The 14,015-nt window shown below is 32.6% G+C and carries 12 protein-coding genes; 6 read left to right on the top strand and 6 right to left on the bottom strand.

Annotation, left to right across the window (positions count from 1 at the left end):
• Window positions 1-23 precede the first annotated feature (23 nt).
• Window positions 24-1,553 (bottom strand): 2,3-bisphosphoglycerate-independent phosphoglycerate mutase, encoded by a 1,530-nt coding sequence (gpmI, locus tag ACT53I_RS04170; RefSeq protein ID WP_374449870.1) that lies wholly within the window; start codon window positions 1,551-1,553, stop codon window positions 24-26.
• Between the two features lie 160 nt (window positions 1,554-1,713).
• Here gpmI and ACT53I_RS04165 point away from each other — a divergent pair, with 160 nt between their 5' ends.
• The gene (locus ACT53I_RS04165; protein ID WP_069797522.1) at window positions 1,714-2,037 is read left to right on the top strand and encodes a translation initiation factor; all 324 of its coding nucleotides are present in this window, start codon (window positions 1,714-1,716) and stop codon (window positions 2,035-2,037) included.
• Window positions 2,038-2,057: 20 nt separating this feature from the next.
• The gene (locus tag ACT53I_RS04160; RefSeq protein WP_476078551.1) at window positions 2,058-2,912 is read left to right on the top strand and encodes a nucleoside phosphorylase; all 855 of its coding nucleotides are present in this window, start codon (window positions 2,058-2,060) and stop codon (window positions 2,910-2,912) included.
• Between the two features lie 180 nt (window positions 2,913-3,092).
• Here ACT53I_RS04160 and ACT53I_RS04155 read toward each other — a convergent pair whose 3' ends face one another.
• A complete protein-coding gene (locus ACT53I_RS04155; RefSeq protein ID WP_476078550.1) occupies window positions 3,093-4,436 on the bottom strand; it encodes a tetratricopeptide repeat protein in 1,344 nt (447 codons plus the stop codon).
• A 117-nt stretch (window positions 4,437-4,553) separates the two neighbouring features.
• Entirely contained in the window at window positions 4,554-5,108 is a 555-nt protein-coding gene (locus ACT53I_RS04150) for a DNA-3-methyladenine glycosylase I (RefSeq protein WP_476078549.1), read from the bottom strand.
• A 306-nt stretch (window positions 5,109-5,414) separates the two neighbouring features.
• On the opposite strand from ACT53I_RS04150, the gene ACT53I_RS04145 reads away from it, so the two are divergent.
• The 3 genes from ACT53I_RS04145 (at window position 5,415) to ACT53I_RS04135 (ending at window position 9,759) form a co-directional block, all read left to right on the top strand.
• The gene (locus ACT53I_RS04145; protein WP_476078548.1) at window positions 5,415-5,693 is read left to right on the top strand and encodes a hypothetical protein; all 279 of its coding nucleotides are present in this window, start codon (window positions 5,415-5,417) and stop codon (window positions 5,691-5,693) included.
• A gap of 92 nt (window positions 5,694-5,785) precedes the next feature.
• The gene (locus tag ACT53I_RS04140) at window positions 5,786-6,595 is read left to right on the top strand and encodes an enoyl-ACP reductase FabI (RefSeq protein ID WP_104792764.1); all 810 of its coding nucleotides are present in this window, start codon (window positions 5,786-5,788) and stop codon (window positions 6,593-6,595) included.
• Window positions 6,596-6,807: 212 nt separating this feature from the next.
• Window positions 6,808-9,759, top strand: a complete 2,952-nt coding sequence (locus ACT53I_RS04135; RefSeq protein WP_476078547.1) for a VPS10 domain-containing protein — start codon at window positions 6,808-6,810, stop codon at window positions 9,757-9,759.
• A 42-nt stretch (window positions 9,760-9,801) separates the two neighbouring features.
• On the opposite strand, the gene ACT53I_RS04130 is transcribed toward ACT53I_RS04135, so the two are convergent.
• Genes ACT53I_RS04130 through ACT53I_RS04120 form a run of 3 tightly spaced genes read right to left on the bottom strand, consistent with a single transcriptional unit; the run spans window position 9,802 to window position 12,848 of the window.
• Window positions 9,802-11,142 (bottom strand): M28 family metallopeptidase, encoded by a 1,341-nt coding sequence (locus tag ACT53I_RS04130; RefSeq protein WP_476078546.1) that lies wholly within the window; start codon window positions 11,140-11,142, stop codon window positions 9,802-9,804.
• Window positions 11,143-11,145: 3 nt separating this feature from the next.
• On the bottom strand, window positions 11,146-11,814 hold the full coding sequence (locus tag ACT53I_RS04125) for a hypothetical protein (RefSeq protein WP_476078545.1): 669 nt from the start codon (window positions 11,812-11,814) through the stop codon (window positions 11,146-11,148).
• Entirely contained in the window at window positions 11,811-12,848 is a 1,038-nt protein-coding gene (locus tag ACT53I_RS04120; protein ID WP_476078544.1) for a threonine aldolase family protein, read from the bottom strand. Before ACT53I_RS04120 ends, ACT53I_RS04125 begins: the two co-directional genes overlap by 4 nt.
• Window positions 12,849-13,139: 291 nt before the next feature.
• Here ACT53I_RS04120 and ACT53I_RS04115 point away from each other — a divergent pair, with 291 nt between their 5' ends.
• Window positions 13,140-14,006, top strand: coding sequence for a sigma-70 family RNA polymerase sigma factor (locus tag ACT53I_RS04115; protein ID WP_069797503.1), 867 nt, complete (start codon window positions 13,140-13,142; stop codon window positions 14,004-14,006).
• Window positions 14,007-14,015 lie beyond the last annotated feature (9 nt).

Raw genomic sequence — 14,015 nt, 5'->3', positions numbered from 1 at the left:
ATTATTTTAAAAATTTGAAATTTTTAAGAGACTAAAACTTCTCCTGTCATAATTTCTGGAATTTCTACGCCCATTACTTTTAAAATAGATGGCGCTACATCTCCTAATTTTCCTGGTTTTAAATTCCATGTTTGGTCTTTATCCATTACAATTAGTGGAACTAGATTAGTAGAGTGTTGCGTGTTAGGACTTCCATCAGGATTAATCATGTAATCAGAATTTCCGTGGTCTGCCAAAATGAAAACAGCATAACCATGTTCATAAGCTGTAGTCGCTACTGCTTCTATACATTTGTCTACCGCTTCACAAGCTTTTACTGCCGCTTCGAAAACTCCAGTATGACCTACCATATCTGCATTAGCAAAATTTAAACAAATGAAATCTGCAGATTCTTTTTCTAATTCTGGTAAAATAGCATCTCTGATATCAAAAGCAGACATTTCTGGTTTTAAATCATAGGTTGCAACATCTTTTGGACTCGGACAAAGCAATCTTCTCTCTCCTACATATTCTTTTTCTCTACCTCCAGAAAAGAAGAAAGTAACGTGAGGATATTTTTCTGTTTCAGCAATTCTGATTTGAGTTCTACCTGCTCTTTCTAGAACTTCGCCCATTGTTTCCTGTAAAACTTCTTCATCAAAGATAACTTTTACATTTTGGAAACTTTCGTCATAATTGGTTAAAGTCACATAGTAAAGATTCAATTTTTTCATTCCAAAATCAGGGAAGTCTTGTTGAGAAAGCACTTCTGTAATTTCTCTACCTCTGTCTGTTCTGAAATTGAAGCAGAAAACTACATCATTTTCCTCAATTTTAGCAGTAGGAAGATTATTATTTTCTGAAACGATAATTGGTTTTAAAAACTCATCAGTAACACCTTCTGCATAAGATTTTTCAATCGCTTCTACAGGATTTTTGGTGATTTCTCCTACTCCATTTACCATTGCATCATAAGCTAATTTCACACGCTCCCATCTCTTATCTCTATCCATTGCGAAATATCTTCCTACTACGGTTGCTAATTTCCCTGTAGAGATTTTCATGTGATTTTGTAAATCTTCTATGAAACCTTTTCCAGACATAGGATCACAGTCTCTACCGTCTGTAAATGCGTGTACGTAAACATTTTCTGTCAATCCAAATTCTTGAGCAGCAGTTAATAAACCTTTCAAGTGATTGATATGAGAGTGAACTCCACCATCTGAAACTAAACCGATAAAATGTACTTTTTTATGATTTAATTTAGCATATTCGAAAGCCATTTGAATTCCTGGCTCTAATCCTAGAGTATTTTTTTCTACCGCCATATTCAGTTTTACCAAATTTTGGTAAACTACTCTTCCTGCTCCTAAATTCATGTGTCCTACTTCAGAATTTCCCATTTGTCCTGCTGGTAAACCTACTGCAAGTCCAGAAGCTTCTAGCGTGGTATGTGGAAATTTTGTATAACAAGAATCTATAAAAGGTGTGTTTGCTTGGTAAATTGCAGACACTTTATTATCCGTTCCTAAACCCCATCCATCAAGAATGGCAAGTATTGCTTTTTTAGCCATTTTAGTATTTTTTTTAATGATGCAAATTTACGAAATTTCTAGGCATAGAATAATTCTTTTTAAAGGCGATATTTATCAGTAATTAAAATATTTTTAAAGATTAATTTTTCTGTTATCAGTTAATTTGTAACTTTACACTCCTTTTTTTGAAAACAGTAATATGGATTTAAGAGACCAATTAAAAAACCTTTTCCCTGAACACGAGGAACAAGATTTTGAAATGCCAGAAGAAAAATTTGAGCAGAAGAATCCTCTTATCTGTAAATTCGAAAAAAAAGGAAGAAATGGTAAACCTGTTACTTTAATAGAAGGTTTCGAAGGAACAGAAGAAGAACTGAAACAAATTTCTAAAAAAATAAAAACCACTCTAGGAATTGGTGGCTCAGAGAAAGACGGAATCATCGTGATTCAAGGAGATAATCGTGATAAAATCATGAAAATTCTTCAAGATATGGGCTATAAAACCAAAAGAGTTGGAGGATAATAATTAAAAAATTAAAAATTATGTTGAATAAATTAGCTGCTTCAGAATTGGTTTTAAATCCAGACGGAAGCGTTTATCACCTTAATCTTCAACCAGAAGATATTGCAGAGAAAATTCTATTAGTAGGCGATCCAGACAGAGTGCCAAAAGTTTCTCAATATTTTGATACCATTGAAATTCAAAAAAATAAAAGAGAATTCTACACGCATACTGGAACTTTAAGAGGAGAAAGAATTACGGTAATGTCTACCGGAATCGGTACAGAAAACATCGATATCGTGATGAACGAACTAGATGCTTTGGTGAATATTGATTTAAAAGAAAAAGAATTCAAATCAGAACATACTGCGCTTCAATTATTCAGACTCGGAACTTGTGGTTCTGTAAATCCTGATGTGGAAGTAGATAACATGTTGGTTTCTCAAAACGTAGTTGGTTTAGATGGTTTAATGCATTTTTACCAAGATTATGAGTTCGAAAATGAATTTTCTAGAAATTTCATGGAAAAATTCCCATACGAAAGAATTAAACCAATGCTTTATTTTTCTGAATGGACAGAATCTCAATATGATTATTTCAAAGATGCTAAATACGTAGGAAATACTGCTACTTTCCCTGGTTTCTATGCGCCACAAGGAAGACAATTGCGTCTAAAAGCTGTGGATGATCAATTTTTAGAAACACTTAATGAATTAGGCGTTACCAATTTCGAAATGGAAACTTCTGCGATTTATGGTTTGTCTAAACTTTTAGGACACAAAGCAGTTACCATTAATAACGTTATTGCGAATAGAAGACGTGGAGAGTTTTCTGCTGATCATCATCAATCAGAAAAAAATATGATTGAATGGGTATTAGAAAGAGTTATCAAATAATTAAGAATCTCTTACTTTATAAATAAAAAACCAGCTAAAAATTAGCTGGTTTTTTTTCATTTGTGTTTTTAGTATTTAGTAAAATATAGCCCTTAAATATATCTGCAAAGATTGTTTTTTTAATCCTCTCATACAAAATTTAAGATACTCATCACCTACTCTACTTTATAATACACTGATTTACAGGTTATTAAAAAACACATAAGTATCTACTTCCTTAGGAATATTAAACTTATTTCTAATTCTATACTTCTTATTTTGTACTGTTCGAATTGATGTAAAGGTGTAATTCGCTATGTCTTTAGAAGAAAAATTGAGTTTTAATAATGCACAAAATTGAATTTCAGAGATAGAAATTTTAGGATTAAGCTCTAAAATATTTTTTTCAAATTCTGGATATAAATCCAAAAATCTGGAGTAAAAATTAGGACTGTTTTGTTGAGCCAATTCTATTACTTCTGAGTGCAAATCACTTATTTTATTTTCTAAATTTTCTATCTTTTTTTTCTTTTCTTCTAATTTTAGTTCTATAATTCTTTTCTCTCTTTTCTTTCTATTCATTTTTTTCAAGGAGTAAAAAATGAAAATCAAAAAAGATAAAGCCACCATTCCTATGACGATGATTAAAAAGGTTTTATTTCTGTTTTCTTTTATGGCTTCTTCAGATTGTGCTTTTACTTCGTTTACAAAAGTTTTTACGCCACTTAATTTTTCTTCATTTTCTATCTTTAAATTTTCTAGATAGCGAAGTTTATATTTCTCATATTCCTTCTCATTGCCTAGATTTTTATAAGAATCTTGTAAAAGTTCATAGATAGAAGTCATGTAAAAACCATCTTGTACTTTTTCATTAAGCTCTTCTGCTTTTTTAAGATACACCACCGCTTTTTCGTGCTCTTTTTTTCGGTTATAGACTTCTCCTAAACCTGTATAATTAGCCACATTGAAATTTTTAGCCTCTATTTTATCTTGAATTTCTAATGATTTCTTGAAATAATGAGCAGCAGAATCTAAATCTACAGAAAGGAATTTCAAGCCAATGTTTCCGTTACCTTTCGCAAGTTGATTTTTTCTTTCTTCAGGATTTTTAATTTTTTCATACTCGGGAATTGTTTTTTTAATATAAGCTACAGCTTTATCATGCTTTGAAATATGGGTATATAAATCAGATTGAAACTGATAATTATTGGCTCTAATCAAATTCTTATCTGGAAACTCATTATCATCAATAAATTGTTCTGCTTCTTTCAGTTTCTTTTCCGATTCATCATGTACTTGTAAAAAATTTAGGGTAACTCCTAATCTATTTTTAGCAATAGCAATCAGTCTTATATTTTTAGCAGCAGTAGCTTTTTCTTCTAGTTCTTTAGCAATTTTATAAGCTTTGTTGTACTCAGCTTTTGTAAAATAATAAAATGCTTTATTGTTTAGAACTTCTAATTGTGCATCAGCATTTTGCTGTAAAATCGCAGTTTTTTCCAGCGTCTTCAGTTCTTGGAAACCTCGTTCCATTTCGCTTTTCATCAACTTTTGGTTCTCTTTGATTTTCAATACCAAATCGTTAGAATTTTGCCCAAAAGAAAATGAAAAAAAGAATAAAAAAATTAAAAAATAGCCTTTCATTAGATTTATTTAGATTTTTTACTTTACAAAACAGTCTTCTACGTGATCATTTACCATTCCTGTGGCTTGCATGTGTGCATAAACTACGGTAGAACCCATAAATTTAAAACCCCGTCTCTTTAAGTCTTTGGCAAGAGCATCAGAAATTTCGGTAGTTGCGGGTACTTCTTTCAAGGTTTTAGGACGATTGATAATCGGTTCATGATTCACAAAACCCCAAATATATTTACTGAAAGAACCAAATTCCTTTTGAACTTCCATAAATTTTTGAGCATTATTAATCGTGGCGAGAATTTTCAGTCTATTTCTTATAATTCCAGCATTTCGGATGAGTTCTTCTACTTTCTCCTCAGAATATTGAGCAATTTTTTGATAATCAAAATCATCAAAAGCTGCTCTGAAGTTTTCTCTTTTAGATAAAATGGTGTACCAACTTAAGCCAGCCTGAAAACTTTCTAAAATCAGAAATTCAAAAATTGTTTCATCATCATAAATAGGTTTTCCCCATTCTTGATCATGGTAATTTCGGTATAAATCGTCTTTTTCGCACCATGCGCATCTTACTACTTCCATATTATAGATAGTATTGATAATTAATATTTTACGTTAAAAAATTTAATAAAATTTTATCAATTGATTAACAAAATCTTGTGAAATTAGTGAGTAAATTTGTTATGTGAAAATTCACAAAATCTAGGTAAAGATACAACCTTCCTAATAATAGTTATTCATAAAAAATCAAATTTTTGTTGCAAAGAACCTCGAAGAAATTCAGAGGTTCTTTATTTTTAACGATGTAACAATTCTTCATAATTCTGTAAGAACTGCCGTGTTTAATAATTCTACATTTGCTTTACTAACCAATCAAAATATATTATTATGGACACGAACAAACCATTAGACAATGCTTCTGATAGATTAGACGAAGCTAGAGACAAAACAGTAAACTCTGTAGAAAATACAGCAGAAAACATGTCAGAAAGAGCAGAAAATTTTGCAGATGATGTAAAAGATACTGCAGAAAATGCTTGGGAAAAAACCAAAGATGTTGCCAATGACATTTGGGAGAAAACCAAAGATGTCGCTGAAAACGTTAAGGATAAAACCGAAGACATGATAGACGATGTAAAAGACGAATACAGAGACAGAACCCATTAATTTTTATTCATCATTTTGATTTAGAATCCCGAATTTTTCGGGATTCTTTTATGCTATAAGTAATATTTTTATAAATTTGCCTAAAATAAATTATTATGTACGGATTACTTAAAGGTAAAAAAGGAATTATTTTCGGTGCGCTTAATGATCAATCTATCGCTTGGAAAGTAGCAGAACGTTGTCATGAAGAAGGTGCAGAATTTATCCTTTCAAACGCTCCTATAGCAATGAGAATGGGCGAAATAGATGCTTTAGCACAAAAAACTAATTCAGAAGTAATTGGCGCAGATGCTACTTCTATGGAAGATTTAGGAAAACTTTTTGATGCAGCTATCGCTAAATTTGGTAAAATAGATTTCATCCTTCACTCTATCGGAATGTCTGTAAACGTAAGAAAAGGCAAGCATTATACAGATATCAACTATGATTGGTTAGAAAAAGGTTGGGATGTTTCTGCAGTTTCTTTCCACAAAGTAATGAAAACCGCTTGGGAAAAAGATTGTATGAATGAATGGGGTTCTATCCTTGCGCTAACTTATATCGCTGCTCAAAGAACTTTCCCAGATTACAACGATATGGGAGATAACAAATCTTACCTAGAATCTATCGCAAGATCTTTCGGTTATTATTGGGGAGAGAAAAAAGTAAGAGTGAATACCATTTCTCAATCTCCTACCGTAACTACAGCAGGTTCTGGTGTAAAAGGTTTTGGCGGATTTATGGGATTTGCAGAAGATATGTCTCCTCTAGGAAACGCTACAGCACTAGATTGTGCTAATTATTGTGTAGCCATGTTCTCAGATCTTACCAGAAAGGTAACCATGCAAAATCTATTTAATGATGGTGGTTTCAGCAACACTGGAGTTTCTCAAAAAGTAGTAGATAAATACAACGGAGAGTAAGATCTCTAACATTTCAAAATACAAAATCCATTCAGCGCTTTGTTGAATGGATTTTTTTATGGCGCTTTAACACGCTGTCCGCTATATCTTTTTTAAATTTTCTCCAAACTTATTTTCCGAAGCTAAAATTTAAAAAAGGATGCCGCTTCCATCGTTAGCGCGGTGAACGCAGATAAGAAAAATTAGTTATATTTGGAAAAAACTTCTCTACAATGAATTACCGCAAAATTCTACTTTCTACCGCTATTTTAGCATTTTCTTTTCATCATGCGCAAAACCTTAAGCTCAATCCTACTTCGGCAGAAGAACGCTGGAAAGGTTACGAACAAAGAAAAAAATTAGAAGAAAATTCTATTCTCAAAAATTTAGAATTCAGAAATGTAGGTCCTACTACCATGAGTGGTAGAGTTACAGATATAGATGCGAATCCAGAAAATCCTGCAGAATTTTATGTGGCTTATGCTTCTGGTGGATTGTGGTACACCAATAACAACGGAACCACTTTCACTCCTATTTTCGACAAAGAAGCCGTAATGACAATAGGTGACATTTATGTAGATTGGAAAACCAAAACCATATTCATAGGAACTGGCGAAAGCAATTCTTCTCGTTCTTCTTATGCAGGAATGGGAATTTATAAAAGTACAAACCAAGGAAAAACTTGGCAAAACTTAGGCTTAAAAGATACGCATCACATTGGAAGAATTGTAGTAAATCCAGAAAACAATAATGAAATTTGGGTTGCAGCAGTTGGTCATTTATATTCACCAAATGCAGAAAGAGGCGTTTTCAAAACTAATGATGGTGGTAAAACTTGGAAAAAAACGCTTTCGGCTGACCAAAATTCTGGAGCAATTGATTTAGCCATAAATCCTCAAAATCCAAAAGAAGTTTATGCAACACTTTGGTATAAAGAACGTAAAGCGTGGAAATTTGTAGAAAGTGGCGCTTCATCTGGAATTTTCAAATCCAATGATGGTGGTGAATCTTGGCAAAAAATTTCAACCAAAGATTCTGGATTTCCAGCAGACGAAAACGTAGGCAGAATAGGACTTTCGATTTTCCCAAAAAATCCAAATATTATTTACGCAATTGTTGATAATCAAAAAACAAGACCTGCTTCAACTACAAAAGAAGAAAAAACAGAAAAATCTTTGGACAAAGCCAAAATGCAAAAAATCACCAAAGAAGAATTCTTGGCTTTAGATGATAAAACGGTTAATGAATACCTTGATGGAGAACGTTTCCCTGAAAGATACACTTCAGAAAACCTTAAAAAATCGCTCAGAGAAAATAAAATCACGGTAAAAGATATTTTCAACTATACACACAATGGAAATGATGATTTATTCAACATAGAAATTGAAGGTGCAGAAGTTTATCGTTCTGATGATGCCGGAAAATCTTGGAAAAAAACCAACGAAAAAAATCTAGACGGTTTATATTACACTTACGGTTATTATTTTGGGCAAATTTGGGTTTCGCCTACCAATCCAAATAAAGTAATTATTGCTGGAGTTCCGATTTTGGTTTCAGAAAATGGTGGAAAATCTTTCAAATCGATAGATTCTCCAAATGTTCACGCAGACCACCATTCTATTTGGTTTAACCCAAAAAATGACAATCATTTCATCAATGGAAATGATGGCGGAATCAATATTTCTTACGACAATGGAAATTCTTACATTCATTGCAATTCATTGCCAGTTTCACAGTTTTATTCGGTGGATTATGATTTAGAAAAACCTTACAATGTTTATGGAGGAATGCAAGATAACGGCGTTTGGTTTGGACCTTCAAACAACAAATTTGATTATAAAAAAGGAAAATTTGATAACGGCGATAATTTCAAATTTCTTCTAGGAGGAGACGGAATGCAAGTTCGTGTAGATTTCAGAGATAATGCAACTTTATACACTGGTTTTCAGTTTGGGAATTATTTTAGAATTAACAGAAAAACCAATGAAAGAAAATATCTAGAAGTTCCAAGAGAAATTGGTGAAAACCCACTTCGTTTTAATTGGGAAGCACCTTTCCAGATTTCTCGTCATAATCAAGATATTGTTTATTTTGGTGCACAAAGCGTTTACAGAAGTATGGACAAAGGCGAAACTTGGCAAAAAATCTCTGGAGATTTAACCAGAAATACCAAACAAGAGAACGTGCCATATTCTACCCTTTCAACAATAGAAGAAAGTCCGAAAAAATTTGGTTTAATTTACACAGGAAGTGATGATGGATTGGTGAATGTAAGCAAAGACGGTGGAAATTCTTGGCAAAAAATAGGCGATTTTTCTGGATTTTGGGTTTCTATGGTGCAACCTTCTTCTTTCTCGGAATCTAGAGTTTATTTAAGCTTAAATGCCTACCGAGAAGATGATTTCCGTGCTCTGCTTTACAGTTCTGATGATTTCGGGAAAACTTGGATAAAAATTGGCGAAGATTTACCTTTAGAACCCATCAACGTTATAAGAGAAGACCATAACAACGAAAATCTTTTGTATGTAGGAACGGACAATGGATTGTACATTTCACTTGACCGAGGAAAAACGTTTATGTCTGCCAATAATGCTACACTTCCGAATGTAGCTATTCACGATTTGAAAGTTCATCACAGAGATAATGAATTGATTGTAGCAACTCATGGTCGTTCAATTTATATTGCCGATGTGAAGAAATTACAAAAAATGACGGCTGAAAATTTAGCTAAAGAATTAATCGTTTATGATGTAGAAAGCATTAATTTCAAAGAAAATTGGGGCAAATCTTACAATAATTTCACAGAAATTGACAAACAAAATTTCCCTATAGAATTTTACACTAAAAATCCTGGAAACGCTGTCATTAGAATTATTAATGCACAAAATGAAACGGTAAAAACCATTCATCAAACCGCTGATAAAGGCTTTAACATTGTTGATTATGATTTAACGATCAATGCTGCAGAGAAGTCTAAAAAAGCAGATGATGGCCATGTTTATATTACTCCAGGGAAATATATGGTAGAAATTTCCATTAATGGAGTTACCGAAAAGAAAACGCTGGAAGTGAAAGAAAGACCTAAATCTAAAAGCAAAAGAGTAACCGAAGTTCCGCAAGGAACAATGTCTCCGGGAGAATTTAAAAAATGGAGAAAAGAAGTGGGCTTCAAAAAACAATTATGATTTTAAAAACAAAAAAGTCCCGAAAATTTCGGGACTTTTCTATTATTTTACACTTGGAATTACGATGAGACTTTCGTTTCCTGAACTGTTTACCGCTTGTACTGCAAAGAAATAATTATCTTTAGAATAAGGCAGTTTTATAGAATTTTCTTTGGTGAAAAATTTCTTTTGCCAAGTAGAAGAATCGGTTTCACGCATGAGAACATAGTAACCTGCAACTTCTCCATTTTTTGGTTTTTCCCAATGAATGGTCGTGAAATTGGTCAATTCTTTTACATCCATCTTCACATTTTCTGGTTTTGAAGGAGATTTTGCCAAATTTGCCAAAACAGCAACATTTACCCCAACATTTTTCTTGAAGTATTCAAAATCCATAAATTCTGGTAAATCTCCAAATTGCTTACCATTTTCTTTTCTAATATCTTGATGTTGATGGTCGTAATTTTCATTGAATTCAGTCAATCTTACCGCTGAAAAACCTTGATTCACAAATGAAGTATGATCGCCGCCACGAAGAAATCTGTCGTTTCTATAGATTAATTTAACTTCTAAATTGTCCACATAACGCTCTCCAATTTCTTTGATGTATCTTGCCAATTGTCTTGCTTCTCCATCATTTTCTAAGCCTAAATTTCTAATATTTTGCGCTTTTTTATCCAAATCAAATTGTGGTAAACCTTCAGAAAAAACTCTTAACTGGTTGGCATTAATTAAATTGGTTTCACTGGAAAGATTATTACCTACCATATCATTATTAAGCAAAGCTTCTAATTGCCAATTTTCATTTTTTGCCTTTTCTGCAAGCATTTTAGCACCTAACAAACCTTGTTCTTCGCCAGAAAACGCCACAAAAACTATAGTTGCAGGAAATTTTGATTGGCTCAAAATTCTGGCAGATTCTATTACAGCACCTACTCCGCTTCCGTCGTCATTTGCTCCAGGTGCGAAATCTTTGTTATTCATCACATCAGAAACTCTGGAATCAAGATGTCCGCCAATCATAAAAATTCTTTTATCATTAGGATCAGTTCCACGCAAAATAGCAATAGCGTTTCCTAAATCTGTTGGCTGATTGATTCGTTTTCCATCAGGTTGAATGGTTTGATTTTGTAGAAAAACTTCCATTCTTCCATCAGAGTTTTCAGCATAATTTTTAAATTTAGAAAGCACCCAATTTCTAGCAGCACCGATTCCTTTTTTGGCATCAGTCGTAGAACTCATCGTATGACGAGTACCAAAACTCACCAATTTATTGATATGAGATTTTAAAGAATCTGCGCTTACTTGAGACACATAATTCGCAATTTCTGCATCTCTGGAAACAGTTTGTTGCGCAGAAAATACAGCAGGAATTAAAAAAATTGAAAGTATAAGTTTTTTCATTTGTTAATCTATTGAGTACAATTTAAATTGATAATATTTTGAAGAATTTTTTTGATATCCAATCACTGTTAATACTTGATTTTCAATATTTATAATGTCATAATAATAAATATCACCTTTTGAACTAAATACACTTCGAGCCTCATTATTACTTTCTAAAAATTGCAATTCAAAATGACAATCTTTTAATTTAAAGCTTAGTTTTGAGTAGGTGCCATCTGTAAATTTATCAGTCCAAAAGTTATTTGAAACATCCACTAAAGTTTTATCTCCTTCAGATTCAAAATAATAAAACTTTGAATGTTTTTTGAAAAAATCTTTACATTCATTAGCTGTTGCTTTAATTTCGGGTTTTTGGTCTAATATTTTCCAATCACTCTTATCATAATACCCCGATAATTTGGATAAATATTTTTGATACCAATCACAATTTTTTTGAAGTCTAATATCAATTTTTTGAGCTAAATCATCATTTAACTCTGATAATTTGAATTTTTCTTTAAAAAGGATAAAATTTTCATAAAAAGCATATTGAAACTTGATAGAATCGTCTTTCTCTCTACTATTGATAATAGAATTACAAACATCTTTTGTAAGTTTGTCTACATCTTTCATTTCTTGAGCAAGACCCAAATTACAGTAAAGGATAAACAAATAATATATTTTTTTCATATTGATTTCAATTTAATTATTTCTTGACAAAAACGTTCTACCACTTCGGTTTCTGTAGCCCAAGAAGTAATTATTCTAATGGCTGATTTTTGTGCATCTATTCTCTTCCAAACATAAAAATCAAACTGCTCTGAAAGTTTTTCAATTTGAGAATTTTCTAAAATTGGGAAAATCTGATTGGTATCTGTTTCCGCTAAAAATTCACAACCTATTTCTTTGAAAGTTTGCTTGATTTTCATGGCTTGTTGATTGGCATGTTTCGCTAAATCCCAATATAAATCGTCTTTCATCAACTCTTGAAACTGAATTCCGAGTAATCTTCCTTTCGCGAGCATTGCACCTTTTTGCTTGATATGAAACCCGAATTCTTCTTGCAGACTTTGTCTGTTTATAATGATTGCTTCACCTAATAAAGCTCCGTTTTTGGTTCCGCCAAGATAAAAAACATCTGTAAACTTCGCTACATCTTCTAACGTTACATCATTGCTTACTGCCGTTAAAGCGTGTCCTAATCTGGCACCATCCATAAATAAATATAGATTTTTTTCTTTGCAAAAATTTGATAAATCTTCCAGTTCTTTTTTGGTATAAATCGTTCCAATTTCGGTAGAATTAGAAATATAAACCAACTTTTGTTTTAATTGATGAGGAACATTGGTATGAACATCTAACACTTTCTGAATATCTTCTGGTTTCAGTTTTCCATCGGGAGTTTCTACCCCATGAACTTTGTGACCAGTTGCTTCTATCGCACCTGCTTCATTGGTAAAAATATGACCAGTAGTTGCAGAAACCACACTTTCGTGAGGTCTTAGAATTGCTGAAATCACCAATAAATTGGCTTGAGTTCCTCCACTTACAAAATGAACTTTGGAATGAGGAGCATTTGCTTTTTGAAGAATGAGTTTTTCTGCTTCTGCGCAATAATCATCTAAACCATAACCATTTTGTTGAGAGGAATTGGTACGCAGTAACGCTTCTAAAATGCTGGGATGACAACCTTCTGAATAGTCGTTTTTAAAAGAATATTTCATAGGACTAAATTAAATATTATTAAGGAAAAAATATGAAATATCACATAAAAATATAAGAAAAATTATATTTATTTCAGAATGTGTTAAAATACGGAAACTGCGCCCCAGATTGAGCCATTGTTGGAGCTCATCTCAAAAAATATGGGAATTAGGATTGGCTTTTGAGATAGCGACTGGCGAAAGCTGGAAATGGCGCCCGAATTATTGGCTTTTTCTATAAAATTTAGCTGTTTTTTCATTATTTTCAATAAAGTGTGTAACCTTTTCGTTATAATGAACGTATAATAAGATATGAGACAGTTAAAAATTACAAAACAGGTTACCAATAGAGAAACCGCTTCCCTTGACAAATATTTGCAAGAAATTGGTAAAGTAGAACTCATCACAGCAGACGAAGAAGTAGAACTCGCTCAAAGAATCCGTAACGGAGACAGAGCTGCTCTAGAAAAGTTGATTAAAGCCAACTTGCGTTTCGTGGTGTCTGTATCAAAACAATATCAAAACCAAGGATTATCTCTTCCTGACCTTATTAACGAAGGAAACCTTGGCCTAATGAAAGCTGCTAAAAGATATGACGAAACCAGAGGTTTCAAATTTATTTCTTATGCAGTTTGGTGGATTAGACAATCTATCTTACAAGCTCTTGCAGAGCAATCTAGAATTGTAAGATTACCTTTGAACAAAATTGGTTCAATCAATAAAATCAACAAAGCTTACGCACACTTAGAACAAGAAAACGAAAGACCACCTTCACCAGAAGAATTGGCAGAAGTTCTAGACATGAGCGAAGAAGATATTAAAGAATCTATGAAAAACTCTGGTCGTCACCTTTCTATGGACGCACCATTAGTAGAAGGAGAAGATTCTAACTTATATGACGTTTTACGTTCTGGTGAATCTCCAAGTCCTGATAAAGACTTAATGCTAGAATCTCTACAAATAGAGATTGAAAGAGCTTTACAAACGCTTACTCCAAGAGAAGCAGATTTGGTAAGATTATATTTCGGCCTCAACGGAAAACATCCAATGACTCTAGAAGAAATAGGTGAAACTTTCGACTTAACGAGAGAAAGAGTAAGACAGATTAAAGAAAAAGCAATTAAGAGATTGAAACACAACTCTAGAAGCAAAATCTTGAAGTCTTATTTAGGAAAATAATAAAGCTGT

This window comes from Cloacibacterium sp. DMC96 (assembly GCF_056313765.1).
The sequence above is the reverse complement of the archived record's forward strand: the minus strand, read 5'-3'. Positions and strand labels throughout refer to the sequence as shown.

Coding starts and splice junctions, on each gene's coding strand:
- ACT53I_RS04145 (WP_476078548.1), top strand. CDS start 5,415: ATGGACACGAACAAACCATTAGACAATGCTTCTGATAGATTAGACGAA.
- ACT53I_RS04120 (WP_476078544.1), bottom strand. CDS start 12,848: ATGAAATATTCTTTTAAAAACGACTATTCAGAAGGTTGTCATCCCAGC.
- ACT53I_RS04115 (WP_069797503.1), top strand. CDS start 13,140: ATGAGACAGTTAAAAATTACAAAACAGGTTACCAATAGAGAAACCGCT.
- ACT53I_RS04130 (WP_476078546.1), bottom strand. CDS start 11,142: ATGAAAAAACTTATACTTTCAATTTTTTTAATTCCTGCTGTATTTTCT.
- ACT53I_RS04160 (WP_476078551.1), top strand. CDS start 2,058: ATGTTGAATAAATTAGCTGCTTCAGAATTGGTTTTAAATCCAGACGGA.
- ACT53I_RS04150 (WP_476078549.1), bottom strand. CDS start 5,108: ATGGAAGTAGTAAGATGCGCATGGTGCGAAAAAGACGATTTATACCGA.
- ACT53I_RS04125 (WP_476078545.1), bottom strand. CDS start 11,814: ATGAAAAAAATATATTATTTGTTTATCCTTTACTGTAATTTGGGTCTT.
- ACT53I_RS04135 (WP_476078547.1), top strand. CDS start 6,808: ATGAATTACCGCAAAATTCTACTTTCTACCGCTATTTTAGCATTTTCT.
- gpmI (WP_374449870.1), bottom strand. CDS start 1,553: ATGGCTAAAAAAGCAATACTTGCCATTCTTGATGGATGGGGTTTAGGA.
- ACT53I_RS04155 (WP_476078550.1), bottom strand. CDS start 4,436: ATGAAAAGCGAAATGGAACGAGGTTTCCAAGAACTGAAGACGCTGGAA.
- ACT53I_RS04165 (WP_069797522.1), top strand. CDS start 1,714: ATGGATTTAAGAGACCAATTAAAAAACCTTTTCCCTGAACACGAGGAA.